Here is a 26,159-nt window from a genome sequence, read left to right as displayed (position 1 = left end):
ACTTACAAAGAGGTGACCTATGTATTGGAAAATTGTGCGAAATGATATGGCAAATAGCAAGCTAATTACAGGTATGACCACCTTATTTGTGGCGGTAGCGGCTTTACTTGTCACACTTTCGGCAGTACTTATTGTCCATTTGACAAGTGCAATTGACACACTGATGAAACAAGCAGAAACGTCTCATTTTCTTCAGATGCATGCAGGGGAAATTGATCAAGTGCGGCTTACTGAATTTGCAGAGCAAAATAAATATGTAGATGAATTTCAAATGAATGAATTTCTAAATGTGGAAGGGACGAAGATCAATATTGCGGGTACCACATTGGCACACAGTGTGCAGGACAATGGTTTCAGCACACAAAGTGAGAATTTTGATTATTTACTTGACCTTGATGGTCATGTGATTGAAGTGTCCAATGGTGATATTTATGTTCCTGTAAGCTATTGGAAAGATGGCATTGCCGACTTGGGTGATACCGTAATCGTTCATGATCAAACCTTTACAATAGCTGGATTTCTAAGGGATTCACAGATGAACTCTATGCTGGCTTCCTCCAAACGCTTTCTTGTCAGTGAACAAGATTTTGCAGCAATCCAGGAAGCAGGCACGATTGAATATTTAATTGAGTTTCGTTTGAAAGATTTGAAGGATTTAAAGAATTTTGAAGAAGCCTATATAAGTGCAGGGCTGGAAGCAAACGGACCAACCATTACCTACCAACTTTTTCAAATGCTGAATGCCATATCAGATGGGCTTATGATTGCTGTGATCTTACTCATTAGTCTTCTTGTAGTCGCTATTGCTTTTATGTGTATTCGCTTTACATTGCTCACTAAAATTGAAGAGGATTATCGAGAAATCGGTGTGATGAAAGCAATTGGCCTACGAGTGGCAGATATTCAGAAAATGTATCTAGCCAAATATGGTGTTATAGCTGTGATCGGCTGTATGCTCGGTTTTGCCTGTTCCTTCTTCCTCCGAGACATACTATTAGAAAATATCCGTCTGTTCATGGGAGAAACGGACAATGTTTCACTCATTTGGTTGTTCACGGCTCTGGGGTTGTTGCTCGTATTTATGATGATAATGGGCTATGTACAATCGGTACTGAAACAGTTTCGCAAGCTATCAGCCACGCAGGCTATTCGCTTTGGCACAATGCAAGGAAAAGGGCAACATGCAAAATTATTGAACCTTAGCGCCAATAAAAGGCTACCGATTAATCTTTTCCTTGGCATAAAGGATGTGCTATCACGAAAAACACTTTATGCGACAATGCTCGCAGTATTAGTATTGGCAACATTCATTATCATCGTCCCTCAAAACTTACACAACACAATTGCAGCTAAAAGCTTTATTACGTATATGGGGATTGGGAATAGTGACATCCGAATTGATATCCCACAAGGCAAGCAAAATGAACAACAGGTGGCAGCGGTGATGGAGGCGCTTGAGCATGACACAGCCATTAAGAATTACACTGTTTTGACAACAAAAAAGTTCACAACAATTGCTGAGGACGGAACAGCGGAAAACCTAAAGATAGAGCTCGGTGACCATACGATCTTCCCCTTAGAATATGCACATGGAGAGGCTCCAATTGCCCCTAATGAAGTAGCGCTTTCGGTACTCAATGCGAGGGAGCTTCAAAAAAAGGTTGGCGATAGTTTAGCAGTGGTCATTAATGGAGAGAAGAAAAATTTGAGGGTCAGCGGGATTTATTCAGATATTACCAATGGCGGCAAGACTGCGAAGGCAGCTTTCTCTGACCAGTCTACGGATAGCATGTGGAGTGTCATCTATAGTACGATGGCAGACTCTTCTCTTGTCGCAGATAAAAGGGCGGAATATGCAAAAACCTTCTCATTTGCCAAAGTGTCAGGTATTGATGATTATATTCATCAAACTTTTGGTACAACGATTCATGCCATTGAAAAGGCAGCCCGTGCAGCACTCGTCATTGCCTTATTGCTAGGTGTGCTCGTGACATTCTTATTTATGAATATGTTGATTGCAAAGGATCAAGCGCCCATCGCGATCATGAAGGCATTAGGATTCACAAATGTCGATATAGCTACACAATATGCGGCACGTTCGATTTTTGTATTACTGCTAGCAATCTCGATGGGGACGTTGCTCGCAAACACGCTAGGTGAATATTTAACTAGTACGGTCATTGCCTCATTCGGGGCCGCTTCATTTGATTTTATGATTAATCCACTAGCAGCTTATGTTTTTTGCCCACTAGCGCTTACAAGTGTCGTACTGCTAGCCACGCTATTTGGTACGTCAAGGGCAGGGCAGGTAAAAATTATTGAGCATATAAAGGAGTAGAACCTATGAATATAGTGAGTGGTGAGCAAATAGCAAAGGCGTTTCAGGTAGGCAATGAAAAGCATCCCGTTTTACTAGATGTATCAGTTACAGTCAGTCAAGGTGAGTTTATTTCCATTATGGGCCCATCAGGCTGTGGTAAATCAACACTGTTGTATGCCCTTAGCGGGATGGACAGTATTGATCAAGGTCAGGTCATCTTTGATGGAATGGATTTAACTACATTAAGTGACAAAGAGTTGGCTGATTTGCGTAGAACGAAAATGGGCTTTGTCTTTCAGCAGCCAACCTTTCTAAAGAGCTTAAATATCCTTGATAATATTCTGTTACCTGCGATGCGTGATGAGCGAAAAAATGTCAGGACATTGACAGAAAGGGCACTACAGATCATGAACAAAATGGGGATTGCAGACTTAGCAAGGCGAGATATTACACAGGTGTCTGGTGGGCAGCTTCAACGAGCAGGCATCTGCCGTGCCTTGATCAGCAACCCACAAGTGATCTTTGGAGATGAACCCACAGGCGCATTAAATTCAACGTCTGCTCAGGAAATCATGGACTTATTAGCCTCCATCAATCGTGAAGGCACAACGGTAATGCTTGTGACCCATGACCCAAAAATTGCCGCAAGAACAGAGCGTATCCTTTTTATGTCTGATGGCGCTATCGTGAATGAGCTGAGATTGCCTCGATTCACAGGCGCTGATTTAGACGATCGCATGGTCAAAGTTGTCTCTACGATGCAAAAAATAGGTATTTAGCTTGAAGAAATCCGTAATGATTTAAAAATTACGGATTTTTTTTTGATAAAATGAATCGCAATCGTTATGGCGTCCGTCAGTAGTGTAGAAAGTAGGTGAGGGCAATGATGGATATTGAACAGATAATCGAGGAGCACGGTGATTACTTACTAAAGGTCGCCTATCTATACGTAAAAAATATGGCGACGGCGGAGGACATCGTGCAGGATGTGTTCATCGCCTTTTATCAAAAGCAGGAACAATTTCGCAGGGAAGCATCCTTACGTACATATTTAGTGAAAATGACGGTTAATCGAAGTCACGATTATTTACGAAGTTGGAAAAGTAAACGACTGACATTGTTTGAAAAAATCATGGGACGCACAACAGCTATGACACCTGAAAAGGAGATGCTAGAGAAAACTGTAAAAAAAGAGCTGGTGGAGGCATTGTTTACATTATCAGTTGCCTATCGAGAGGTCTTGATACTGTATTATTTCGAGGAGATGTCGACAGTGGAAATTGCACAGCTTGTTCACTGTCCAGAAGCAACGATTCGCACAAGATTACAGCGAGCTCGTAAACAATTAGCAACAGCAATGGGTGACTTTGATTGGGAGGTGCTACGCCATGAATCAATTTAAAGAGGATGTATTAAAGGAGCTACAAGATGTCAAGCTCTCACAGCAGCGCAAACAAGTAATTGCGGAAAAAGCACGACGAAAAGTTCAACGCAAAGCGGGTGGTCAATGGACGTATCGTATCGTGTTCACAGCCTTTACTATTTTTGTTATTGGTTTTAGCTATATCTTGACACAACAGGAGGGGCAACAGAGTCCAGGCCATCAGGCGGCTAGCCTGCAGTCAGATACTTGGCATTGGTGGTCACTATTTGCTTCGGATTATATAAGAGGAATGATTTTACTGAGCATTTTTATAGGCGCTACATTTATTGTCAAACGCTATCTATTGAAAAAGGGGTATGGTTTACCTGTTTGTATTGAATGTGGGGAGAGCTGGTCTGAGAAGGATGCTCGTAAATTATATCGCAAAAATAGTGGAATTGTGTGCCCTCATTGTGGACAAAAACAATACCGCACAAAAAAATCCATGCAAATCAGTGGCGTAATGACGATGCCAGTGCCGCTACTGATTATGTTGCAGCATGTTTTCCATCATTTTGTTATCGGTCTCATTTTCTTTTTAGTGGGCATGTTCTTTTACCATTATCAAATTGCGCCATATGTATTTAAGCTACAAGAGAAAGATCCCATGAATGAACCTTTATGGTAATGATTTCGGCAGGAAATTGCTAGGCTAATCTAGCAATTTCTTTTTTTATTCTAAAATAGATTGACAATGGTTTTCATTTGCTTTATCTTTGTGTTAACTTATTTTTATTATTGGTTAACGCACAAAGGGAGGCTTTTTACATTGAAAAAAGGAAGTACATATCAATATGTGTTAGCAGCATTTGGGGCAGCGATAATCGCGGTTTTAGCACAGGTAACAATTCCACTACCACTTATCCCGATTACAGGTCAAACGTTAGCGGTTGGCATCATCGTGACGATTTTAGGGACAAGATTAGGCACGTTATCTGTTCTATTATATATTTTACTAGGGGCAGTAGGTTTACCTGTATTTAGCGGTATGTCAGGTGGACTTGGAATTTTAGTTGGTCCAACAGGTGGATATATTGTAGGCTTCCTTGCCACAGCCATTATTATGGGCTTATACTTAGATAAATTTGGTATTACATTTGCTCAAGCTATTATTGCGAATATCATTGGGATGTTCGTTACGTTAGTGTTTGGAACAGTGTGGTTAAAAATTGTAGCAGATTATACATGGACAGCTGCCTTTATGGGTGGTGTTGCACCATTTATCGTGGTTGGTATCGTCAAAGCGGTACTTGCAGCATGGATTGGTGTGATTGTTCGACGTCGCTTAGAAAGAGCGCACTTAATTGAAGCAATAGCATAGGACATGGGAGGAATTGTTTTGGCAACATTATGGACAGGTGGTAAGATTTACACGATGGCTCAGGTTGGTGAAACAGTGGATGCAGTCCTTGTTGAAGATGGAAAAATTGTGGCGACAGGCTCAGTGGAGAGCTTGTCGCCACTAGCTGCTTCTATCCAATATTTAGAGGGCAATATCATGTATCCAGGCTTTGTCGACAGTCATTTACATATTATTGGCTACGGAGAAAAGCTCAAGCATCTTGATGTATCGGCGGTTACAAGTAAAGAGGCGTTACTTGTGAAACTTCAGGAGCGAATGGCTGAGGCGTCAGCACATGAATGGGTCATTGCGATTGGACTAAATGAAAACCAATTTGAGGAGCCCATTTTCCCGACCTTAGTGGAGCTAGATGCCCTTGGAGATGCTCATTTAATCATTAAACGGAGCTGTCATCATTTGATCCTAGCCAATTCCAAGGCACTCGCTTTTGCAGGAATTACAAATAGGACTCCTTCGCCAGAGGGGGGTGTCATTGACAAAGTAGATGGTCAGCTCACAGGGATCCTAAAGGATGCCGCATTGTATTTAATTGTTAACCATATGCCACATATTACACCTGCGTATATTGAGGATGCACTGACAAAGGCGGTGACCTCATTGCAATCCTATGGTTTAGTAGGGGGACATTCAGAGGATTTAAGCTATTATGGACCGCCAAGCCAGCCGATTCAGGCTTATCGCAAAATAGTAGAGGCACAGCAATCCTTTAAGGTGCATTTATTACAGCATCATACAGTCTTTGAAGAGGTTGCGAAGATGGATTTAGCTTCCTCACCATTTTTGGCGTTTGGTGCGATGAAAATTTTTATTGATGGAGCCTTTGGAGGTCGTACGGCTGCACTACGTCAGCCTTACTGTGATGATCCAGACAATGCAGGGATGCTTATTCATACAACCGAGCAATTAGCAAGCTATGTTCAGCTGGCACGTCAATATGGACAAACCGTTGCCGTGCATGCCATTGGTGATTTAGCAATCGACACGATTTTAGACGTTTTTGCGGCATATCCTCCTCAGGAAGGTCAGCTTGATCGGGTGATACACTGTAGCTTAGTTGATGAGGAACTTTTAGCTAAGCTAGCTGCATTACCAGTGGCAGTGGATATGCAGCCACAGTTTGTGCAGGGGGAATACCAAGCAGAGCTATCGAGACTTGGAGAGGAGCGCGCACAGGGCTTACATCCTTTAAAGTCGCTTCTTGACAGAGGGCTGATTGTCGCAGGCGGCAGTGATGCGCCGATTGAAGTGCCAAACCCGTTGCATGGTATTTATGCGGCTGTCACTAGAAGAAATTTTGGGGAGTCACATGATGGCTATAACCCGCATGAGAAAATTTCTAGATTTGAGGCAGTCCGTTTGTACACAGTAGGGGCTGCTGAAATCATTGGACAGCAATTGATGCGTGGCAAAATTGCAGAAGGCTTTGCAGCAGACTTTACGATTTTACAAGAGGACGTTTTTACGGTAGAGATGGAGCAGCTTCCACACATTCAAGTCGCATGCACGGTTGTGAATGGTCAGATAGTATATGAAAATCGCTGAGAAGGTTATCCTTCCCAGCGATTTTTTTATGGGACTATTGTTTGTCAGCTAGTTGTTTTACTTGTTGTTCTAAGGTCGACACACGTTTTGATAAGTCCTCTACTTGCTGTTGCATGGTTGGTGGAGGAGACACAGGGGCAGTGGATTTCATTTTTTTGATCATATGGATCATTACGAAAAAGATCGCTAGAAACATACATAAAAGAACGATTGTACTAATGATATCGCCAAGGTTGAATTTCATGTTTGCGCTCCTTTCTGTAGTGGGTATCTAGTTATATACAGGGTGGCATGCTAAAAAGTTTCAAAAAAATGGAGATTGTCACGATTAATACAAAAATTGACGCCTACTTTGGTGTAGAGGAGTGCTATTTTATTGGCTTTGAGGAATGGGCCATAGCAGTCAAAACATACGTTAGTAGTGAGCGATTTTAACAGCATGATAGGGGTGAGTATGTGCACAAGGCAGGACAAGTAATGCGACAGGCTGTCCATAATATTTATGTTTATCGATTCGATTATGTACAGGTTTTCGCATTAATTAGAATCTTTCAGTTTTTATTAATGATCCCTGTAACCTCTATCGTTTTGAAGCTCATGCTACGAGTAACAGGGTTTACACATATTACTGAGCAAAATTGGCAAAGCTTTGTGACGCATCCCTTTGTGATGATAATGATTTGTCTATTAATTTTGCTGTTTTTATTATTTGTATATTATGAGATGGGCTTTCTATTTCTCATGGCCTTTCATCAGCAACGAGGACTTCGCTACCGATTTCTTCCTTTATGGCAACAATTAAATCGCAAGGTTGTCTATTTTTTTAGTGTGCAAGTTCTATTTCTCATCGTCTATTTAGCACTATTAATGCCACTAGCTTCCTTTATGCTACCCCTTACATTGACTCAATCCATCTCCCTACCACATTTTCTAACTGAAGAAATCATGAGTAGTCGAGCGGGTAGGCTAGCATATGCTGCGGTGGCAAGCATCATCGTGATGATAGGTATTCGAAGTATCTTAACGTTACCTATCTTTACAATCCAGCCGAACATCTCTATTTTGCGTTCTTTTAAGCAAAGCTGGCGATTTTCCAAGCGTGGTTTATTTGAACTAGTCGTGCTACTAGCTATGCTTTTAACAGGTCATCTGTTGATGATGCTTGGTATCACAGTGGTCGCTACGTTTCCGCTCTATTTAATTGAACGTTTAATGCCAAGTGCAGCCTTGGTTACGGCTGGGCTGACACTAGCCTTTTTAGAAATGGTCTTTGTGGTGCTATTTAGTTTATTACAGGCGATGTTTTCACAAGTTATGGTCGCCATCACGTATAATACGCCAGTTATAGGCAAATTGAGCGGGACTACACATCGGAAGCGGCGCTATAAGCCATTACTGCTGATCAGTGGCATCGTGTTTCTCGTATTAAGTATGATGAATATCAATTCATTAGAGAAAAGTGTCTATGCGCCAGACACCAAAATTATTGCCCACCGTGGCTATGTAGCAGGTAATGTAGAAAATACAATTAGTGGATTGGTGAGTGCAGCCAATGCGGGGGCAGATTTAATTGAAATCGACATTCAACAAACGGTGGATGGGGAATTCGTCGTCTTCCATGATCGAACATTACGAAGGTTAGCAGGTAAAAATGGTGTTATTGCGAATATGACCCTGAGCGAACTAAAAACGTTAACCATTCATCAAAATGGCTTTAGCGATAAAATTGCTTCATTAGATGATTGTATTGAAATTGCCAAAGCGTTAGATGTGGCGCTTCTAATCGAATTAAAGGTGCATGGTCAAGAAACAGAAGATGTTTTACCTAAATTAGTAGAGAAGCTACGAAAATACAAGGTGCTAGATTCCTATTATGTGCAATCCGCTGATGGACAGAAAATGACGCAATTAAAAAAATTGGTGCCGAATTTGCGAGTCGGTATTGTCTATGCACTCAATATTGGACCGATGGAGGAAAATGTTGATTTTATCGCACTGGAGGAATCCTGGGTAACGGAGCAGCTTATCGAAGAATTGAAGCAACATCCGACCGATTTATTTGTTTGGACACTCAATGAAGACCGCTCCCTGCAAACTTTTATCGAAAAAAATGTCAGCGGCGTCATCACTGACCACCCCGACGTCGCCCGTGAGCTAAGAACCCAGCAAAGCGAAAACCAATATTTCTTACAGCGCATCCTGAATCGTCTGAGATTTATCTTTTGATCGGGGGAGAATAAAATTGCGAAGAAGCGAATATTTGCGAAAGCAAAGCACCGCCATCTAGTAAATCGAATATTCAAGAGAAGTCGCTCGCAAATCGCTATCGCTCAAAATGAGGAAGCAAAGCTCTAGCCATAAAAATGGAGACAGTTTGTAACCTTTTTCGTGTGAACACGACTACTTTATTGAATTCGGGAAAATGAAGGAGATGCTTTTTGTATGAAAATGACGAAAGTCGTACCATTTGCTATGTCAGCATTATTATTAGGGGGCGCGATTGGAGCTCCAACTGCATCAGCGAACGAAGGAGAGGCTACTGTGATTAACGCAGAAACTTCGGAGCAACAAGTGCAGCCTATTTTTATTAAAGTGACAGGTACAGTTGAAAACGTAGAAGTACGTGAAAATGCCACATACTATACAGTGGTTGATGGTGACAATACAAATATTGTGATTGCCAATAAAGACTCATTAGTTTTTGACAATATGGGAAAAGAAGCCAAGCTTCAAAAAGGAGATAAGGTGTCAGCTTACTCATATGGCAAGAAGCCGATGCTTGCGATTTATCCACCACAATACAACCCAGAAGTAATCATTGTAGAAACAGAAGAAATGGGTAGCGTGGAAGTGGATTTCTTCAATAAAGATTTAGTGGATACTGAAAATAACCTCAAGTTAAATGTTGGGGAAGACACGAAGCTAGCAAGTGCTACTGGCAAAGCTGTCAAAGTGGACGATTTAAAAGAGCAGCATTTAGTGGTGTTCTACACAATCGCAACGATGAGCATCCCTGCTCAAACACCGCCTTCAAAAGTAATTGTATTAGATACGATTGAGAAGGAAGAGCCTGTTGAAGTGGATCCAGCTCCGACCCCAGAACCAGCACCAGTGGATTCAGCGGTTCAAGAAATTATCAATAAAGACTTTTACGAAGTAGATGGGACAAAAATGGTGCCGTTACGCTTAATTGCTGAAAAGCTAGGCTTTAAAGTAGAAGTAACGCCAAAAGGTGCCATTGTTTCAAAAGGAGCCCTTTCGTATACAATTACGCGAGGTCAAAAAGAATATGGTTATAATAAAGCGCTTCGCCAATTTAAAGTAGCCCCAGCTTTATTAGAATCTGGCAAAACATATGTACCTGTTGAATTTGTAGAGGAATTAACAAAATAATCCCGTCATCCCCCTTTATGGTTTCTGCCATAAAGGGGTTTTTTCATGGAGAAAAATAGTGTTGTAGAAAAGTATTTTGAAAAAGATTTTTAAGAGCAGTTGAAGCAAATGGAAATTGGTTTTTTGTGGAGTCTTAATTCTGCACTTTGGAGAAATATGTTGCTTTAAAGAGAAAAAATAATACAGGAAATAAAATTCAGAGTATTGACAATTGTTGAACTATTATTTAAAATTCAAAACAAATCCACATGAATACAGAAATAAAGTGTTGGATTTGTGGATTTTGTTGGATTTAACTTTGTGTTTGGAGTGATGATGTATGTCTCTTTCGTTTGAGGAACGTAAAAAAGTAATTTTAGATATTTTAGATTTAGAAGGAAAAGTGAAGGTAAGTGATGCAGAGCAGCTATTAAATGTATCAGGCGAGACTATACGTAGAGATATGGATCGATTGGAGAAGGAAGGGCTTCTACACAAAGTCTATGGGGGGGCTGTGAAGGCAAAGGAAAAGTATGAGAGGACCTTTGAACAGAAAACGTCACTTAACAATATAGAGAAGAGAAGGATTTGCAAGGCTGCTGCAAATATTGTGGAAGACGGAGATGTTATTTTTATCGGTCATGGTACAACAGCCTATGAAATCGTTCGTTATTTAGGTGATAAGCCCAACGTCATTGTCGTCACAAATTCGCTCCCCGTTTTATCATTAGCCGCAGAATGCTTTCAAGGGAAGGTACTCTTTGCGGGAGGAGAATATGAACATCGTCAAAAATTTATGGGTGGTCCATTAGCTGAATTATTTTTTAATCAACTAAAGGCAAATAAAGCCTTTGTTGCTGCAGGCGGGATTTCTTTAGCGGATGGTATTACTGACTATGATATTACGGGCGCAGCGATGTCAAAGAAATTAATCGAACGGGCAGAAAATACGATTATTTTAGCAGACCATACGAAATTTGGTGTCTCTACATTTGCACATATTTGTCATTTAGAGGACGTTTCGATGGTGATTACAGATCAAAAGAGCTCCACACAATGGCAGGAACGATTACAGCAGAAAAAAGTGGAGTTATTCATTGCAGGTGAAATGTTGGATGACGTCAATGTATAGGAAGGTGGAAACTATGGACTATTTTGCAAATAAACAGGCAACCTTACAAAAATCAATTGACTGGTGGAATCCAGGAAAAACGAAACAGTGGCAAATCGATGGTGTCGATGTCGTTATCGGGAAACGAGAGGGCTATTATTTCTACGATGTGGATGGCAAAAAATTAATGAATGCGCATCTCAATGGTGGAACGTATAACCTTGGCCATCGTAATCCAGAAGTCATTGCTGCATTAGTGGAAGGAACCAATTATTTTGACATTGGCAATCATCATTTTCCATCTACTGCACGTGCACAATTAGCTGAAAAATTAGCTGCCTGCACACCAGAAGGCTTAACATATTCTATTTTCTCTAGTGGTGGAAGTGAAGCAATTGATGTTGCCTTAAAGTGTGCTCGTTACGCTACAAAACGCAAGAAAACGATTTCCATTAAAAATGGATATCATGGACACACAGGTCTTGCGGTTTCGCTTGGCAATGAACGCTATTCAAAACCATTTTTAAGTGAGGGCAGTCCACACGAATTTGTGCACGTACCATTCAATGATCTTGCAGCAATGGAACGAGAGCTTGCTAGAGGGGATGTAGCTAGCGTAATTATCGAGACTATTCCTGCGACATATGGTTTCCCCTTGCCAACTGCTAATTACTTGGCTGATGTCAAATCACTTTGTGAACGATACGGGGCACTATATATTGCAGATGAGGTGCAAACGGGCTTGATGAGAACAGGTAAGCTGTGGGGAATTGAGCATTATGGCGTGAAACCAGATATTCTGGTGACAGCAAAGGGTCTAAGTGGCGGTATCTATCCAATTGCCGCTACAGTGGTCAATGAACGAGCAGGCGGCTGGATGGAAGAGGATGGACTAGCCCATATTTCTACATTTGGTGGAGCAGAGCTTGGTTGTGTAGTGGCGATGAAAGTATTAGAAATCTCCCAACGTCCTGAAGTAGTAAAGAATGTAGAATATGTTGCTCGTTATCTACGAAGTGGCTTAGAGCGTATTCAACAACAATATCCTGATTTCTTTGTGGGCATTCGTCAGCTTGGCGTTGTCATGGGCCTAGAGTTTAATCATCCTGAAGGGGCTAAATATGTGATGAGCTCCTTGTACAAACATGGTGTATGGGCCATTTATTCAATGCTGGATACACGTGTGTTGCAATTTAAGCCAGGGCTATTATGTGATAAAGCGTACTGTGATGAATTGCTTGAAAAATGTGAGGCTGGCATTAAAGAGGCAGCACAGCTTGTAAAATTTGCACGCTATTAAAGGGAAGAAAGCTTATCAATTTAGTAAACAGGGGGTTTTCTAGATGGGTCAAATGGATTTCATAGATTTAGAATTGGTCCTTTCCAACTTTCATCAAGCAGCAAATGATGCGTTAAAGGAGTTTAGTTGTTTACTAGAAGCATCTTGTAAAATGATTGATTATTCCGAAAATGCGACGTATCTCGTAGAAGATGGGCAGGGCGAAAAATATATTCTGAGGATTAGCCGTCCAAATTACCATAAAAAAGAGGAAATCGAAGCGGAGATTGCCTGGTTAAACTCGCTCCATGAGCAATCTCCTATTGATGTATCATTACCGATGCGAGCAGATGACGGTGACTACGTACATGCTCATTCGTATAATGACACGATCTATTATAGCACATTATTTACATTTTTGGAGGGCACTGCTCCTGATGAGAATAATGAAGATGACTTAATTCAGCAATTTGAAACATTAGGCGAAATTACAGCCATGTTCCATCAACATACAATCGAGCAGCATGATTATTACCAAGCCTTTCAGCGCATGACATGGGACTATGACACGATTCTAGGTCAATCTCCTAAATGGGCGAGATGGCAGGATGGACTAGGAATGACCCCTGCACGAATCGCCTTATATGAGGAAGCATCACATATCATTCAAAAGAAGCTTGAGGCATTTGGAAAAGATAAAACACGATTTGGCCTTATCCATGCGGATCTACGCCTAGCTAATTTACTCATCGATGGTGATGAAATTAAAGTGATTGATTTTGATGATTGTGGTTTTGGGTGGTTTTTATATGATTTAGCCACATCAGTGAGCTTTATTGAGCATATGCCGTATCTTGAGGAATTGATCGCTTCATGGGTTAAGGGCTATAGCAAAATTCGGTTATTAACAGACGAAGAAAAAGAGATGATCCCAACTTTTATATTAATGAGAAGACTACAGCTTATTTCATGGATTGGTAGTCGTGATAATGATACCACGCGCTTACTTGGTGAAAATTACACCATTCAAAGTGATGCATTAGTGAAAGCCTATGTAGAAAAGTATCAAGACCGTAACAACTAAATAACGATAAAAGGTGGCGAATAACATGTCTTCGAAAAAGGATGAAATCATCGTATTAAAGAAAGCCCTTACACCCATCCATTTATGGACAATTGGCGTCGGCATTGTGATTTCTGGGAACTACTTTGGCTGGAATTTTGGTTTAAGTCAATCTGGTTTTTTAGGAATGCTCATTGCCACATTATTTATGGCGATTATGTATTTAACGATGACCTTAGGTATTTCTGAATTATCGACGATGTTACCTTATGCAGGAGGCCCTTATTCCTTTGCTCGTCGGGCGATGGGTCGTTATATCGGTTTTATTACAGGGGTTGGTGTCGTGCTGCAATATGTCATTGCCGCACCAATTATTGCAATCGGTATTGGGGGCTATATCAGCTTTTTGTTTCCAGCCGTACCGACAGTGGTGGCAGCTGCCTTTATGTATGCGCTGTTCATGGGGGTTCATATTATTGGCATTAAAGAATATGCCACGATCGAAATGGTGCTTGTTTTTATCGCTTTAGGCTTACTAGTCTTAATGTATTTCGTTGGTTTACCGCAAATTAATGTGGGCCATTTATTCCCTGAGAATGGCGATCTTATACCAGGTGGATTTAAAGGGATTTGGTCAGCATTGCCATATGCGATGTGGCTATTCCTAGCAATCGAGATGTTGCCTATGTTATCAGAGGAGACGAGAGATGTGCAGAAGGACATGCCAAAGGGGTTAATTTCAGGTATGGTGACCTTGCTGATTTTATCCATTTTGACAACAACTGTTGCCATCGGGCTAGCGGGCATCGATGTCATGACGGTTGCTGAAGATCCGTTGCCTGCAGCGATTGCCGCTGTTTTTGGAAATACGTATTGGTTGGCGCAGATCTTAGCATCTGTTGGCTTAGTAGGACTAATTGCAAGCTTTTCGGGTGTGATTTTGGCTTACTCTCGTCAGGTCTATGCTTTATCACGTGCAGGCTATTTGCCAAGCATGTTATCGAAGATGCATAAAAAGCGTCAGACACCCTATATGGCCATTATTTTGCCAGGCTTTATCGGGTTAGTGTTAGTCATTTTATTTAATCCAGATGATTTAATTTTAATTTCTACATTTGGGGCATTAGTATCGTATATTACGATGAATTTATCGGTGTTGATTTTGCGTAAAAAAGAACCTCATTTAGTGCGTACCTTTAAGACACCACTGTATCCATTTACGCCTATTGTCTCACTTGTGCTAGCCGTCATTGCTATCTTTGCGAGCTTCTTTGCGAATTTGACTTTTTTCATCGTTTGTTTGGCTGTTTTTGCTGTGGCAACGATCTATTATTGGGTGTGGGCAAGACACCATATTAACGAGGATGCACCAGAGGAACGCTTTGCGAAGGATGCTGCTACGGTGCAGGTAGAGGTGCAAGCACCAGTATCGCCAATAGAGGCTATACGAGAATAAATAAAGGGATGGGTTTTCCTATGACAAAAGTGGAATGGGTCATTTTTGATAAGGATGGAACAATCATTGAAATGGATTCTTTATGGATTGCTTGGGCCAAAAATTTATATGCTAATTTAACTGAAAATTCAGACTTAGAAATCTGTTTTTCCTTACAAACTTTTTTAAAAAACATAGGGGTTAATGACAATGGAACAACGATTGACCCAACGAGTCCTCTAGCCATTGGAAGTATACAAGAAGCTGAGACGATCGTGGCATTTTTACTCTATCAGCAGGGAATCCCCTGGAGCAAAGGGGTAACACTTGCGAGAGCAGCTTCCAACTTGGCCACATCACAGCAGGAAAATAGCAAGGTACAGGCATTACCAGGTATTCGTAATCTCTTAATCACCTTAAAAAATAAAGGGATGAAATTAGGGGTGATTACAGCTGATCAAACGGCACGAGCCAAATCACATTTACAACAGCTAGAGTTAATAGCTTTGTTTGAATTCGTTCTAGGAAGTGACCAAGCTACGTCCAGTAAGCCCTTCCCAGACTTAGCGTATGTGGCAAAGGAACAATTTCACGTATCACTTGAGAAAGCCGTGATGATTGGCGACTCGAATGCAGATATGCTCTTTGCTAAAAATGCTGGCATGTGCTTTTCAATTGGCATCATTCCTAAAGCCACATACCCAAAGGATTATTTACCTGATGCAACCACAATTATTGAAGCGTATGACGAATCTGTTCTCACCATGCTAATCGAAAAGGAGTGAGCATATGGACAATCAGCTAATTGCCAAGATTACTGAATTGGTATTGGAAAAACTAACGCAAGGCTCTCAGCCTGAACAAGCTTCTAAAACGTTATCAAATGAGGAATTACAGGAATGGCAATCATTTCGATTAATAAAAGAAAACCAACATCAGACGCAGCAAACAACTGCCCCAGCATATGTAGCATTATCTACGCATGAATTACAGCATTGGCAAAGTCTGCACCAGCAATCATCAGGCACTGTCTCTGTAGCTAATTCGAGCGACTTAATTGCCCTAAAAAAATTTACATGACGGGAGGTTCGTCATATGGTGAGAGACCAAGATTTGGTTTCGATACAAGAGGCAAGAGACGGAATAGCTGCCGCTTCGATTGCGCAAAAAATGTATGCCAGCTTTACGCAAGAGCAGGTCGATCGAATTGTAGAGACCATTGCCCAAGCTGCTTATAAACAGGCAGATAATCTTGCTGTATTAGCTGTTACGGAAACAAAGATGGGCATTATTGAACATAAAAAAATAAAAAATGAGTTGGCTTCTCAAGGTGTCTATGAAGCCATTCGGCATGAAAAGACAATCGGCATTATACATGAGGATAGGATAGCAAGGCAGGTGGAAATTGCTTATCCATTCGGTGTTATTGCGGCAATTACACCTGTCACGAACCCGACTGCTACAGCCATTTTTAAAACGCTAATTGCCTTAAAGGCGCAAAATGCCATTGTCTTTAGTCCTCATCCAACAGCAGTCAACTGCACCATCGAGGCATTGAAAATTTGTCAGCAGGCAGCCGTTCATGCAGGAGCACCAGAGGGACTTATTCAATGGATTAGCCATCCAACAATAAAAGGAACAGAGGAACTTATGCATCATCGTGATGTACAGCTAATTTTAGCAACTGGTGGAGCAGGGCTTGTCAAAGCTGCCTATAGCTCAGGGAAACCAGCCTATGGTGTTGGCCCTGGGAATGTTCCTGTCTATATTGATCGCACAGCAAATGTGAACGAGGCAATGAAGCAAATTATCGATAGTAAATCATTTGATAATAGTACGATCTGTGCCACAGAACAAGCTATTGTCGTACATCAGGAGGTCAAAGCACAGGTGGTGGCTGCTTTAGCAGAAAATGGGGCCATCCTTCTAAGTGGGCAGGACAAGGAAAAATTAGCAAAGGTGATTTCACCAGTAGCTCGTACATTAAATAGCCAAATTGTCGGGAAGCCAGCAACCGTAATAGCCCAAATGGCTAATATTGATGTCCCTCGACATACACGCGTATTAGTCGCGGAGGAACAGGAGATTGGGAAGGAGTATCCATTTTCCATGGAAAAGCTTTCTCCCATCCTAGGTCTTTATACGGCTCGTTCTCAGGAAGAAGCCGTAAAGATTTGCCGTCGCTTGCTTGACGTTGGAGGGAGAGGACATAGCCTGGCTATTCATGCACAGGATGAACATTTTGTTAAGCAGTTTGCAGCTCAAATGCCCGTGTCCAGAATATTAGTCAATACTTTAGCATCTGTTGGTGCCGCAGGCGGTACGACAAGTTTAACGCCTTCCTTTACATTGGGCTGTGGGGCCTATGGGGGAAATATTACGAGTGATAATATTTCTGCACATCATTTATTAAATAAAAAAAGAGTGGCCTATGGTGTGAAGGCACTAACGATTCCTCCCCCACAGCATCCACAAAATATACAGGCTCCAGCGATGCAAGCAATTGAAGGGGTGTCTATTGACAGGTTGTCCATTGAAAAGATTGTAGAGAAAGTACTCACAAAGCTAAGTAATTAGAGGAGGAAAAGGAAATGAGCGTAGAGATAAATGGAGCTTTAGGCATGATTGAAACAAGAGGCTTAATCGGATCAATTGAGGCGGCAGATGCCATGGTGAAGGCAGCAAACGTCAATATTGTAGGGAAAGTACATGTTGGTGGCGGCATTGTGACGGTGCTAGTAACAGGTGATGTCGGGGCAGTCAAGGCAGCGACGGATGCAGGCTCTGAGGCCGCACGTCGAGTAGGTGAGCTTTTATCAGTACATGTTATTCCACGCCCTCATTCGGAATTATACGCAATTTTACCTAAGTGAAAAGTGAGGGATTGTGATGACAAACAATCAAATACATGCCACTGAAGTCACCACTCAAAGTATCCCGATTGCGATTTCAGCCCGTCATTGTCATGTTAATGAGGAGGATTTCTATTATTTATTTGGTAGAGACGCAGCGTTACAGAAATGGAAGGAGCTTTCCCAGCCAGGTCAATTTGCCTCACAGCATGTTCTAACGATAAGGGGACCCAAAGGCCAAATTGATAAGGTTCGGGTTTTAGGCCCATTTCGCACTGCAACTCAAATTGAAATCAGTCAAACGGATGCCATCAAGCTTGGCGTAACACCACCGATTCGTATGTCAGGCGACTTAGAAAAATCTGAATCGATCACATTGATTGGGCCACATGGAACTCGCCATAAAAAGCAAGGATTGATTATTCCACAAGCACATATCCACATGGCTGTAACCGATGCTGCTGTGTTCAATGTCCAAGATAAGGAAATCGTGACGGTTGAAATCTGTGGGGATGGACGTCAGCTACGATTAATGAATGTGGCCATACGCGTCTCCCCAGCATTCGTTCTTGAAATGCATGTAGATACAGATGAAGCGAATGCCGCCGCTCTTCAACAGCATTCAATTGGCAAGCTTATCAAAATGGAGTGACACGTATGGATATAAAAGAATTACAGAGAATCATCGAAGAAGTAGTCACATCGATGATGGATACGAAGCATAAAAGACTTTTGCTTGTCCATTCGCATACGGCCATTTCTAAGAAACAGGTGGACGTATTACAAAGCTATTGCCATGTCGAGGAGTGGCAGGCAAATGATACCACCAGTCACACTCAGCTATTCTACGATGCTATTGTTTTTCTCGAAGTGGATCAAACATTTATCGTCAGCAGTGCCCAAGGCTTGCCTACTACACCGGCAGCCTTGTACCTGTCTGAGTTGCTGGTTAGCAATCAAACAGCAATTTTAATTCCTAATGAAAAATTATCTGCTGTTGTCACAGCAAAGGAACCAAATCCTTACATGAAAATGTTGCTGCATCATATAGAGCGCTTAAAGGAGTTTGGCTGTGACATTCAGTTATTTGCACAGCTTATTCGATTTATAAAGCAGCAACAGGAACCTACTCATTCGGGTATAGTGGCAAACTATGTAACAGCAGAGATGCTTCAATCGTACAAGGGACAACAGCTGACACTGCCTGCCCATACAAAACTTACACCACTAGCACAAGAAATGGTTCAGGAAAAAGGGATGACGATACAAAGATATTAGCAGGAGTGTTGTTACATGATGAAATCGATTGGTATTGTGGAGACAAGAGGGCTTGCGATTTCAATACAGATCGCAGATGCTATGCTCAAAGCAGCGGATATTCGAATACTTCGACAAGAAACCATCGATTTGGCTCTCGTAACCATTGCCATTGAAGGGGACACAGCGGCCATTCAGGAAGCGATAGCTATTGGCACACAACTAGCTAAAGCAGCCAACCAATGGATTGCCTCTTCGACTATTTTACGGCCAGATATTGCGGTGAATGAATTAGTAACAGAAATTGCGAAAAAGCCAAGTACTTAAAATGAATAAAAGGAAAGGTGGAGGAACGAGTTGAAGGTCGATTTAACGGGGAAGGTTGTCATAGTTACTGGTGGTAGTAAAGGAATTGGGAAGGGGATTGCTACCGTATTTGCGGAACAGGGCGCACATGTGGTGATTGCGGCAAGAGGTATGGAAGCTGCCACAGATTTAGCAAATCAATTACAAGCGCAAGGCTTCTCAGCTTCTGCTGCCACTGTTGATGTTGAAAACTATGAATCTGTTGAGCACATGGCTACGGAGGTTGCTAGCTCTTTTGGTTCCATCGATATTTTATGTGCCAATGCTGGTATTTTTCCCTCTATGAAACTAGAGGACATGACGACTGACCATTGGGATCAGGTATTAAATGTCAATGCCAGAGGAACAATGTTTGCTGTCAAAGCTTGCGTGCCCCATTTAAAGAAAGCGAATGCTGGCAGGGTCATTATTACCTCGTCGATCACGGGTCCAGTGACTGGCTATGCTGGATGGACGCATTATGCCGCAAGTAAGGCAGCTCAATTAGGATTTATGCGAACTGCGGCTCTTGAATTAGCACCCTATCATATTACGGTCAATGCCGTGTTGCCAGGAAATATCGCTACAGAAGGCTTAGATGGTCTTGGTGACACCTATCTACAGAAGATGGCGAAGGCGATTCCATTTGGCAGCCTTGGTCGTGTGGAGGATATAGCGTATGCTGCATTGTTCCTTAGTAGTAAGGAGGCAGGCTTTATTACGGGTCAATCGATCATTATTGATGGTGGCCAAACATTACCTGAAGATGCAGAGGCATTTTAATAGAAGGAGGGATACGAAATGAATTTAGGCTCATTAGGAATGATTGAAACAAAGGGCTTAGTGGGCTCTATTGAAGCAGCTGATGCAATGGTCAAGGCTGCCAACGTGAATATTGTTGGTAAAGTCCATGTGGGTGGCGGTATTGTCACGGTGCTTGTTCGTGGGGATGTAGGGGCTGTGAAAGCCGCAACAGATGCAGGGGCAGCAGCTGCACAACGTGTTGGAGAGCTATTATCTGTACATGTGATTCCGCGACCACATGCAGAATTGGAAGCGATTTTAAAAATGCAATAATGAGTGAGGTGGCTATATGAATGAACAAGCAATAATAAAAATTGTTAATGATGTCATAGCCGAATTACTACCTAAAAAAGAAGCAGCTCCTACACCCAATGAAATTCCTATAGGTATCTCAGCAAGGCATATTCATTTACAACAAGAGCATGTCGAGCAGCTATTTGGCAAAGGTGCTACGCTGAGTGTAAAAAAAATGTTAGCTCAACCCGGTCAGTTTGCAGCACATGAAACGCTACAGGTGGTGGGACCAAAAGGAAGCATCCAAAATGTACGTGTATTAGGTCCAGCTCGCACCTTCACACAAATTGAAATTAGTCATACAGATGCCATTTCCCTAGGAATTCAACCACCTTTGCGTGAATCGGGAGAAATTGCTGGCTCAGCTAGCTGTATACTGGTAGGACCTAGAGGAAGTTTGATTTTACAAGAAGGGGTCATTATCGCACAAGCACATATTCATATGGCACCTGCTGATGCACAGCAGTTAGGGGTTCAGAACGGTCAATACGTCTCCGTTAAGGTGCAAGGGCGACGTCCCATTACCTTTGAGCAAGTGAAAATTCGTGTAGCTGATCACTATCATTTAGAAATGCATATTGATACAGATGAAGCAAACGCAGGCTTCATCCAACAGGGTGAAACGGGTACAATTATAACAGGCAAGATGGCAGGAGAGCCTTACAATAACTTCGTCAGTCCTCCAATTGAAATTAACCACAAGATTATAACGGCAAATGATGTAAGCCGTTATCAAGGTGAGACAGTGATAGTCCCCAAAGAGGCAAGGTTGACGGCACTGGCGAAGGAGGCCGTGGAAAAATTAGAAATTGAACTTCAGTTTCACGAAAAAGGATGAGGATGCATGCGGATAGGAACAGTGGTCGGAAATATTTGGGCAACACGTAAAGAGGAAGGGCTACAGGGATTGAAATTACTCATTATCCAGCCAATAAAGCTGGATGGTCAACTGAGTGATGAACAAATTGTTGCGGCAGATCGTATAGGTGCAGGTGTGGGAGATAACGTCATTTTAACAATGGGCAGTGCTGCTGTACGAAGTTTTTCTACGTCCAGTATTTGTCCAATTGATGCCATTGTTGTTGGCATTATAGATGGCACAGATGAATCGTGAGGTGAGCACAGTGACAGAAGCGATAGGAATGATCGAAACGTATGGCTTGATTGGCTCCATTGAAGCTGCGGACGCCATGCTAAAGGCAGCCAATGTCCAATTAGTGAAACAGGAGCTAGTAGACGGTGGTATCGTAACCATTATTGTCGAGGGAGATGTTGGTGCAGTACAGGCTGCGGTTGATGCTGGTAAAGCGGCAGCAACGCGAACGAGCAAGCTACTAAGCGCACATGTAATTCCACGAGCAGCCAATGAAGTATTCACAGCGATTATTGATGAAACACAGCCGATAAAAGCGACGGAGGCAGCAGCCAAAAAAACAAGCACTCGCCAGAAGCCTCAACAAACAAAACTTGTAGAGGATGAGCAGGCAGATAAGTAGTCGATGAATCTATGTTGTTAGGAGGGGGAGGCAGATGAGCTTTAGGCGACCCAAAATCGCCATCATTGGCGCTGGACATACAGGTGCAACCGTAGCGTTAATGGTCGCACAGAAACAGATCGGGGATATTGTGCTAATCGATTTACCAGACTTCGAAAGTGCTGCGAAAGGGAAGGCATTAGATATTCTCCAAGCGGGACCAATAGAAAGATTTAACGTACAGGTGACGGCTACTTCAAACTATCAAGAAATCGCTCATGCTGATATTGTGGTTATCACGGCAGGTATTGCAAGAAAGCCTGGCATGACACGACAGGATTTAATTCATACAAATGCGGCAATCGTCCGCACGGTAAGCGAACAGATCAAACGTTATGCGCCAACTAGCTATGTTATCGTCTTAAGTAACCCTGTCGATGCCATGACCTATGTTTGTCGGAAGCAACGGGTTTTCCAAAAAATCGCGTCATGGGACAATCAGGTGTGTTAGATACAGCGCGCTTTAATACCTTTATCGCACAGGCACTTCAGCTCGCTGTCGAGGATATATCAAGCTTCGTCTTGGGTGGACATGGCGATGAAATGGTGCCACTCGTTCGCTATACGTATGTCGGAGGAATACCACTAGAAAAATTAATGCCACAAGCACAGATTGAACAATTAGTGGAGCGAACGCGAAAAGGCGGAGGCGAAATTGTCGCCCTACTTGGCAATGGCAGTGCTTACTATGCCCCAGCTGCCGCCATTGTCCAAATGATTGAAGCGATTGTGAAGGATCAACGGAAAGTAATGCCCATCATTACGTATTTACAGGGCGAATATCAAGTAAACAACGCATGTATCGGTGTCCCCGTTGTTTTAGGGGGAGATGGTATTGAAAGTGTAATTGAATTGCATTTAAACGAAGAGGAACAGCAAGCATTTAATCATTCGGTTCACCAAGTTTATCAAACATTAGCCTATATCAAATGATGCAAGCGCATGACACCATCTAATAGTGGCATGTATTAGATGGTACTGTACATAGTTGAGGCACCTTACGATGTTGTAAAGGTGCTTTTTGTTGTGCAAAATTTTCTTTTAATGGAAGATCGTTTTCTGTACAATTAAAAAAGTTACTACTGATGCACAAAGGAGGATTCGATGAAACAAGCACTCATCATTATCGATATACAGGAGGCTTTCTTTCTAGATAGCCAGCAAAAACTTTGGAACAGTGAAGCTATTATCAAAAATATTAATGTCTCCATTACATGGGCACGGCGCAACGAAGTACCCGTTATTTTTATTCAGCATACAGACGCAGATGATGTTGATTTTGCATTAGGTCAACCAGGCTGGGAACTGTATCATGGATTACTTAGACAGGCGGAGGATCAAGTGATTCAAAAAACAACGTGGGACGCTTTCTATCAAACGGAGCTTGCAGCTTATTTACAAGCGCATCACATCGAGCAATTGATTTTCGCGGGTGCTCAAACAGAGTTTTGTCTTGATACAACAATCCGTAGTGCTTTTAGTCATGGCTACCATCATAATATTTTAATAGAAGATGCACATAGCACCTTAGATAGTAATGTACTGGCAGCACCACAAATTATTCAACATCACGAATCCATTTGGCATAATCGTTTTGTGCGGATTCAGTCAATTGGAGGATTCCAACATGCTGATTGATCAGAAAGAGCTCCAGATAAAAGAGCTATCCTATACAATTCGCTGTGCCCGACGCGAAGATGCCCAAGCCTTATCAGATTTACGCTTGCAATTAGACGGTGAAACGGAAAACTTCGATCGTGAACAGGGCGAGGCATTGATTGATCGAGCAGGCTTTGAGCAGCTTATTCAACAGGATAGCGAAAGCTCAAAAAATTTATGTTTAGTGGCGGTTGTCGGTGATCGGATCGTTGGGTTCTCAAGATGTGAGGGCTCTCCACTCAAAAGGCTTGCTCATAAAGTAACCTTTGGTGTTGGAGTCAGTAAAGAGTTTTGGGGCTATGGCATAGGAAAAGCCTTGCTGCAAGAATCCATTGATTGGGCAGATACCAATGGTGTTCGCAAAATAGCACTAGAAGTGTTAGAAACCAATGAGAAAGCGATACAGCTCTATAAAAAAATGGGCTTTTTAGTGGAAGGCATTCTGAAAAATGATAAATGCCTTGCAGATGGCTTGTTCTATCACACGATCATTATGGGAAGATGGCAGGAATAGCATCGGAGAAGGAATTTAAAACAGCATGACAAATTTTATGTATATCTTTTGTTTGATTGTCTGGGGTCTTAATTTTATTGCAGTCAAAATTCAAGGAACGCCAGTCAGTTTAGAATTATCTTTAACCTATCGTTTAGTCATGACAGCCCTTTTATTTTTCATCCTTGCTTGGTTCTTGAAACCACAGGGTAAACCACAACAGGGCGACGTGCCTTTTATCATCGTTTTTGGCGTTTGTAATTTTGCATTCAGCTATTTAGCGCTGTATTATGCGACGATATGGAGCTCGGCTGCTATTGTCACATTAATTTTTTCATTAAAAGTCATATTAACACCTATCGCTCTACGGATATTTCTCAAGGAGCCATTGCCTCGTCGTGTTTTAATTGGCGGTATTTTAGGTGTCATCGGCGTGGGGGTGCTGATTTATCCATCTTTACATAATATCGAGTTAAAAGGAGTGTTAATTGCCTTCGTAGGGACTGTCCTGACAGCCATCGGGGATGCAAGCTCTGCCAGAAATGCCAAGCAGCAGATAAACCCCGTTTATGCGAATGCCATTGGCTTTACAGTGGGTAGTGCAGTCATGTGTGTCATTGTTTGGCTACAGGGGCAAACAGTCGTGATACCCAAATCCATTACCTTCCTATCGGCTCTCTTGTATTTAACGCTTATCGCCTCCTTTCTCGCATGGTTATTTTACTTAAAACTAGTCGAACGAATTGGTGGGGCAAAAAGTGGCTATATGGTTGCGTTATTCCCCGTGATTGGCGGTATCACTTCAGTTGTCATTGGCGAATCAACACTCAGTATTTATTTAATTCTAGGCTGTCTTTTTAGCTGTATTGGAGCTGCGATTGCCTTAGGCTTTAAAATTAAGCCTATTTTACGATGAACGAAAACCCCTTTCCCTTCATAAACTAGAGAAGAACGCTTGAAAAGGGTGAGGGACAAAATGTCATTCGTTCCATTGAATGCAATGGGTATCAGGAGAGAAAAAGATGAGGATCACTGGGACATTGATCGCTGGGAAAATGATGGTGGCAGAAGCTTAGAGGCGTAAGGGAGACAGAAATTTGTCTCCCTTTAAATATTTTTGAAACCTTTTGATCGAATGCTCGTATGATAAGTAGATAAGTTTTCATTGTTAGCTATAAAAAAAGGGAGAAATGATTTTTTTGAACCATTGAACAAAACGATTACTATTCATTATTTACGTGATTGTCATTGCGGATGCGTATTATACAACGCTCTATATTGAACCAAAAACACCGCCGCAACACCAAACCATCAAAGCAACAGCCATCACGGTAGACCAACTACGGTAGCAAGCCTCACAAAAGGAAGCGGACAACCCGTCGTTTGAAGCCTTTTTCCTTCAAGCAATTTCTTCAAAGCATGGCCCAGGAAATGGTGATGCAAGAAAATTTCGTAGAAGCACGAACGCAAAAGCGTGTCTATTTACACTATCAACAGCTACGTTGCTGACACCCTGTACATTTACAGGGTTTTTTTAATAGGAGGAGTAAAAACATGAGTATGGCAACCTATATAGGCTTCAATTTTCCAGTTAAAATACAGGATGACTATACAGAAAATGAAGTTGACATAAATTATTTTTTCTCAGTAAAAGAGAATCGCCAAATTGTACAGGCAAAGCATTTTACAACACCCTATGTATATGAAATCGAAACAAAGGGAGAGCCCATTTGGCAAATGCATAACGAAAATAAAATGTATTCCCCCCATAACTATGAAAAAGCCAAAAGAACTTTTCACCATGTATGTGACTTTCTAAAAAAATTCCTTCCCAAAGGAGATTATTGCGAAATCTACATTTGCTGGATAGGAGGAGAAGGAGAGGAACATGAGAAAAAACTGGCACTTTTGTTAGATCAACTTTCAGTAGAAGAGGTAGATATAGTTGAGAAATGTTTGCTGATGTTAAGAAACTAATACCTTCATTAAAGTAAAAGATTGAAGCAATAAGC

General features: G+C 41.8%; 30 protein-coding genes and 1 pseudogene. 30 read left to right on the top strand and 1 reads right to left on the bottom strand.

The window, feature by feature from the left end:
* The first annotated feature begins 19 nt into the window (after positions 1 to 19).
* The 6 genes from V1L66_RS13905 to V1L66_RS13880 all read left to right on the top strand — a co-directional run bounded on the left by V1L66_RS13905 (position 20) and on the right by V1L66_RS13880 (position 6,648).
* Complete coding sequence (locus V1L66_RS13905; RefSeq protein WP_333004482.1) at positions 20 to 2,338, top strand: ABC transporter permease; 2,319 nt, start codon at positions 20 to 22, stop codon at positions 2,336 to 2,338.
* 5 nt (positions 2,339 to 2,343) lie between these two features.
* Complete coding sequence (locus V1L66_RS13900; protein ID WP_333004485.1) at positions 2,344 to 3,099, top strand: ABC transporter ATP-binding protein; 756 nt, start codon at positions 2,344 to 2,346, stop codon at positions 3,097 to 3,099.
* A 104-nt stretch (positions 3,100 to 3,203) separates the two neighbouring features.
* Complete coding sequence (locus tag V1L66_RS13895; protein ID WP_333004488.1) at positions 3,204 to 3,722, top strand: sigma-70 family RNA polymerase sigma factor; 519 nt, start codon at positions 3,204 to 3,206, stop codon at positions 3,720 to 3,722.
* Positions 3,709 to 4,371 carry a TIGR04104 family putative zinc finger protein gene (locus tag V1L66_RS13890; protein ID WP_016994604.1) on the top strand — a complete coding sequence of 221 codons (663 nt, stop codon included), beginning with the start codon at positions 3,709 to 3,711 and terminating at the stop codon, positions 4,369 to 4,371. The genes V1L66_RS13895 and V1L66_RS13890 overlap by 14 nt, the downstream gene beginning before the upstream one ends.
* A 141-nt stretch (positions 4,372 to 4,512) precedes the next feature.
* Positions 4,513 to 5,064, top strand: a complete 552-nt coding sequence (locus V1L66_RS13885) for a biotin transporter BioY (protein ID WP_016994603.1) — start codon at positions 4,513 to 4,515, stop codon at positions 5,062 to 5,064.
* Between the two features lie 18 nt (positions 5,065 to 5,082).
* Entirely contained in the window at positions 5,083 to 6,648 is a 1,566-nt protein-coding gene (locus V1L66_RS13880; protein ID WP_333004493.1) for an amidohydrolase, read from the top strand.
* Between the two features lie 34 nt (positions 6,649 to 6,682).
* On the opposite strand, the gene V1L66_RS13875 is transcribed toward V1L66_RS13880, so the two are convergent.
* The gene (locus V1L66_RS13875) at positions 6,683 to 6,892 is read right to left on the bottom strand and encodes a hypothetical protein (RefSeq protein ID WP_016994601.1); all 210 of its coding nucleotides are present in this window, start codon (positions 6,890 to 6,892) and stop codon (positions 6,683 to 6,685) included.
* Positions 6,893 to 6,939: 47 nt separating this feature from the next.
* Between V1L66_RS13875 and V1L66_RS13870 the strand changes: the two genes are divergently transcribed.
* From V1L66_RS13870 to V1L66_RS13755, 24 genes and pseudogenes are all read left to right on the top strand, one after another.
* A complete protein-coding gene (locus V1L66_RS13870) occupies positions 6,940 to 7,083 on the top strand; it encodes a hypothetical protein (RefSeq protein ID WP_016994600.1) in 144 nt (47 codons plus the stop codon).
* Between the two features lie 21 nt (positions 7,084 to 7,104).
* Complete coding sequence (locus V1L66_RS13865; RefSeq protein WP_333004496.1) at positions 7,105 to 8,874, top strand: glycerophosphodiester phosphodiesterase; 1,770 nt, start codon at positions 7,105 to 7,107, stop codon at positions 8,872 to 8,874.
* 216 nt (positions 8,875 to 9,090) lie between these two features.
* Complete coding sequence (locus V1L66_RS13860) at positions 9,091 to 10,041, top strand: stalk domain-containing protein (RefSeq protein ID WP_333004499.1); 951 nt, start codon at positions 9,091 to 9,093, stop codon at positions 10,039 to 10,041.
* Positions 10,042 to 10,360: 319 nt separating this feature from the next.
* Positions 10,361 to 11,152, top strand: a complete 792-nt coding sequence (locus V1L66_RS13855) for a DeoR/GlpR family DNA-binding transcription regulator (protein WP_036081304.1) — start codon at positions 10,361 to 10,363, stop codon at positions 11,150 to 11,152.
* Positions 11,153 to 11,165: 13 nt separating this feature from the next.
* Positions 11,166 to 12,431, top strand: coding sequence for an aspartate aminotransferase family protein (locus tag V1L66_RS13850; protein ID WP_004229019.1), 1,266 nt, complete (start codon positions 11,166 to 11,168; stop codon positions 12,429 to 12,431).
* 43 nt (positions 12,432 to 12,474) lie between these two features.
* Positions 12,475 to 13,494, top strand: a complete 1,020-nt coding sequence (locus V1L66_RS13845) for a phosphotransferase (RefSeq protein WP_333004503.1) — start codon at positions 12,475 to 12,477, stop codon at positions 13,492 to 13,494.
* Between the two features lie 25 nt (positions 13,495 to 13,519).
* The gene (gene eat / locus V1L66_RS13840) at positions 13,520 to 14,929 is read left to right on the top strand and encodes an ethanolamine permease (protein ID WP_333004504.1); all 1,410 of its coding nucleotides are present in this window, start codon (positions 13,520 to 13,522) and stop codon (positions 14,927 to 14,929) included.
* Between the two features lie 20 nt (positions 14,930 to 14,949).
* Positions 14,950 to 15,693: an HAD-IA family hydrolase gene (locus V1L66_RS13835; protein WP_333004505.1), complete on the top strand. Its 744-nt coding sequence runs from the start codon at positions 14,950 to 14,952 to the stop codon at positions 15,691 to 15,693.
* Between the two features lie 4 nt (positions 15,694 to 15,697).
* A complete protein-coding gene (locus V1L66_RS13830) occupies positions 15,698 to 15,988 on the top strand; it encodes a hypothetical protein (RefSeq protein ID WP_004229009.1) in 291 nt (96 codons plus the stop codon).
* A gap of 15 nt (positions 15,989 to 16,003) precedes the next feature.
* Positions 16,004 to 17,485 carry an aldehyde dehydrogenase family protein gene (locus V1L66_RS13825; RefSeq protein WP_333004506.1) on the top strand — a complete coding sequence of 494 codons (1,482 nt, stop codon included), beginning with the start codon at positions 16,004 to 16,006 and terminating at the stop codon, positions 17,483 to 17,485.
* A gap of 14 nt (positions 17,486 to 17,499) precedes the next feature.
* Entirely contained in the window at positions 17,500 to 17,781 is a 282-nt protein-coding gene (locus tag V1L66_RS13820) for a BMC domain-containing protein (RefSeq protein ID WP_004229005.1), read from the top strand.
* Positions 17,782 to 17,797: 16 nt separating this feature from the next.
* On the top strand, positions 17,798 to 18,412 hold the full coding sequence (gene pduL, locus V1L66_RS13815) for a phosphate propanoyltransferase (RefSeq protein WP_333004507.1): 615 nt from the start codon (positions 17,798 to 17,800) through the stop codon (positions 18,410 to 18,412).
* 5 nt (positions 18,413 to 18,417) lie between these two features.
* Complete coding sequence (locus V1L66_RS13810; RefSeq protein ID WP_333004508.1) at positions 18,418 to 19,038, top strand: hypothetical protein; 621 nt, start codon at positions 18,418 to 18,420, stop codon at positions 19,036 to 19,038.
* Between the two features lie 15 nt (positions 19,039 to 19,053).
* Positions 19,054 to 19,344, top strand: coding sequence for a BMC domain-containing protein (locus V1L66_RS13805; RefSeq protein ID WP_333004509.1), 291 nt, complete (start codon positions 19,054 to 19,056; stop codon positions 19,342 to 19,344).
* A gap of 30 nt (positions 19,345 to 19,374) precedes the next feature.
* Complete coding sequence (fabG, locus tag V1L66_RS13800; RefSeq protein WP_333004511.1) at positions 19,375 to 20,145, top strand: 3-oxoacyl-ACP reductase FabG; 771 nt, start codon at positions 19,375 to 19,377, stop codon at positions 20,143 to 20,145.
* A gap of 18 nt (positions 20,146 to 20,163) precedes the next feature.
* Positions 20,164 to 20,439, top strand: coding sequence for a BMC domain-containing protein (locus tag V1L66_RS13795; protein WP_333004513.1), 276 nt, complete (start codon positions 20,164 to 20,166; stop codon positions 20,437 to 20,439).
* A gap of 16 nt (positions 20,440 to 20,455) precedes the next feature.
* The gene (gene pduL, locus V1L66_RS13790; RefSeq protein WP_131519878.1) at positions 20,456 to 21,298 is read left to right on the top strand and encodes a phosphate propanoyltransferase; all 843 of its coding nucleotides are present in this window, start codon (positions 20,456 to 20,458) and stop codon (positions 21,296 to 21,298) included.
* 6 nt (positions 21,299 to 21,304) lie between these two features.
* Entirely contained in the window at positions 21,305 to 21,574 is a 270-nt protein-coding gene (locus V1L66_RS13785) for a EutN/CcmL family microcompartment protein (RefSeq protein ID WP_016995124.1), read from the top strand.
* Positions 21,564 to 21,956 (top strand): BMC domain-containing protein, encoded by a 393-nt coding sequence (locus V1L66_RS13780; protein WP_112117870.1) that lies wholly within the window; start codon positions 21,564 to 21,566, stop codon positions 21,954 to 21,956. The genes V1L66_RS13785 and V1L66_RS13780 overlap by 11 nt, the downstream gene beginning before the upstream one ends.
* A 34-nt stretch (positions 21,957 to 21,990) precedes the next feature.
* Positions 21,991 to 22,928, top strand: a pseudogene (mdh, locus tag V1L66_RS13775) (malate dehydrogenase).
* Between the two features lie 171 nt (positions 22,929 to 23,099).
* On the top strand, positions 23,100 to 23,633 hold the full coding sequence (locus V1L66_RS13770; RefSeq protein ID WP_333004517.1) for a cysteine hydrolase family protein: 534 nt from the start codon (positions 23,100 to 23,102) through the stop codon (positions 23,631 to 23,633).
* A complete protein-coding gene (locus V1L66_RS13765) occupies positions 23,623 to 24,168 on the top strand; it encodes a GNAT family N-acetyltransferase (RefSeq protein ID WP_333004518.1) in 546 nt (181 codons plus the stop codon). Before V1L66_RS13770 ends, V1L66_RS13765 begins: the two co-directional genes overlap by 11 nt.
* 25 nt (positions 24,169 to 24,193) lie before the next feature.
* Complete coding sequence (locus V1L66_RS13760; RefSeq protein ID WP_333004520.1) at positions 24,194 to 25,063, top strand: DMT family transporter; 870 nt, start codon at positions 24,194 to 24,196, stop codon at positions 25,061 to 25,063.
* Positions 25,064 to 25,701: 638 nt separating this feature from the next.
* Complete coding sequence (locus tag V1L66_RS13755; RefSeq protein WP_333004522.1) at positions 25,702 to 26,124, top strand: hypothetical protein; 423 nt, start codon at positions 25,702 to 25,704, stop codon at positions 26,122 to 26,124.
* Positions 26,125 to 26,159: the final 35 nt, after the last annotated feature.

Source organism: Lysinibacillus sp. IITD104 (assembly GCF_036698265.2).
Taxonomy (GTDB): Bacteria; Bacillota; Bacilli; order Bacillales_A; family Planococcaceae; genus Lysinibacillus; species Lysinibacillus boronitolerans.
This window is presented reverse-complemented; position numbering and strand designations above follow the sequence as displayed.

Bases quoted from the DNA above. Each gene is read 5' to 3' on its own strand.
- V1L66_RS13900 (WP_333004485.1), top strand. From the start codon at position 2,344: ATGAATATAGTGAGTGGTGAGCAAATAGCAAAGGCGTTTCAGGTAGGC.
- V1L66_RS13835 (WP_333004505.1), top strand. From the start codon at position 14,950: ATGACAAAAGTGGAATGGGTCATTTTTGATAAGGATGGAACAATCATT.
- V1L66_RS13870 (WP_016994600.1), top strand. From the start codon at position 6,940: ATGCTAAAAAGTTTCAAAAAAATGGAGATTGTCACGATTAATACAAAA.
- V1L66_RS13825 (WP_333004506.1), top strand. From the start codon at position 16,004: ATGGTGAGAGACCAAGATTTGGTTTCGATACAAGAGGCAAGAGACGGA.
- V1L66_RS13780 (WP_112117870.1), top strand. From the start codon at position 21,564: ATGAATCGTGAGGTGAGCACAGTGACAGAAGCGATAGGAATGATCGAA.
- V1L66_RS13795 (WP_333004513.1), top strand. From the start codon at position 20,164: ATGAATTTAGGCTCATTAGGAATGATTGAAACAAAGGGCTTAGTGGGC.
- V1L66_RS13765 (WP_333004518.1), top strand. From the start codon at position 23,623: ATGCTGATTGATCAGAAAGAGCTCCAGATAAAAGAGCTATCCTATACA.
- V1L66_RS13820 (WP_004229005.1), top strand. From the start codon at position 17,500: ATGAGCGTAGAGATAAATGGAGCTTTAGGCATGATTGAAACAAGAGGC.
- V1L66_RS13860 (WP_333004499.1), top strand. From the start codon at position 9,091: ATGAAAATGACGAAAGTCGTACCATTTGCTATGTCAGCATTATTATTA.
- pduL (WP_333004507.1), top strand. From the start codon at position 17,798: ATGACAAACAATCAAATACATGCCACTGAAGTCACCACTCAAAGTATC.
- eat (WP_333004504.1), top strand. From the start codon at position 13,520: ATGTCTTCGAAAAAGGATGAAATCATCGTATTAAAGAAAGCCCTTACA.
- V1L66_RS13810 (WP_333004508.1), top strand. From the start codon at position 18,418: ATGGATATAAAAGAATTACAGAGAATCATCGAAGAAGTAGTCACATCG.
- V1L66_RS13785 (WP_016995124.1), top strand. From the start codon at position 21,305: ATGCGGATAGGAACAGTGGTCGGAAATATTTGGGCAACACGTAAAGAG.
- V1L66_RS13845 (WP_333004503.1), top strand. From the start codon at position 12,475: ATGGGTCAAATGGATTTCATAGATTTAGAATTGGTCCTTTCCAACTTT.
- V1L66_RS13850 (WP_004229019.1), top strand. From the start codon at position 11,166: ATGGACTATTTTGCAAATAAACAGGCAACCTTACAAAAATCAATTGAC.
- V1L66_RS13805 (WP_333004509.1), top strand. From the start codon at position 19,054: ATGATGAAATCGATTGGTATTGTGGAGACAAGAGGGCTTGCGATTTCA.
- V1L66_RS13905 (WP_333004482.1), top strand. From the start codon at position 20: ATGTATTGGAAAATTGTGCGAAATGATATGGCAAATAGCAAGCTAATT.
- V1L66_RS13770 (WP_333004517.1), top strand. From the start codon at position 23,100: ATGAAACAAGCACTCATCATTATCGATATACAGGAGGCTTTCTTTCTA.
- pduL (WP_131519878.1), top strand. From the start codon at position 20,456: ATGAATGAACAAGCAATAATAAAAATTGTTAATGATGTCATAGCCGAA.
- V1L66_RS13890 (WP_016994604.1), top strand. From the start codon at position 3,709: ATGAATCAATTTAAAGAGGATGTATTAAAGGAGCTACAAGATGTCAAG.
- V1L66_RS13760 (WP_333004520.1), top strand. From the start codon at position 24,194: ATGACAAATTTTATGTATATCTTTTGTTTGATTGTCTGGGGTCTTAAT.
- V1L66_RS13855 (WP_036081304.1), top strand. From the start codon at position 10,361: ATGTCTCTTTCGTTTGAGGAACGTAAAAAAGTAATTTTAGATATTTTA.
- V1L66_RS13755 (WP_333004522.1), top strand. From the start codon at position 25,702: ATGAGTATGGCAACCTATATAGGCTTCAATTTTCCAGTTAAAATACAG.
- V1L66_RS13830 (WP_004229009.1), top strand. From the start codon at position 15,698: ATGGACAATCAGCTAATTGCCAAGATTACTGAATTGGTATTGGAAAAA.
- V1L66_RS13895 (WP_333004488.1), top strand. From the start codon at position 3,204: ATGATGGATATTGAACAGATAATCGAGGAGCACGGTGATTACTTACTA.
- V1L66_RS13875 (WP_016994601.1), bottom strand. From the start codon at position 6,892: ATGAAATTCAACCTTGGCGATATCATTAGTACAATCGTTCTTTTATGT.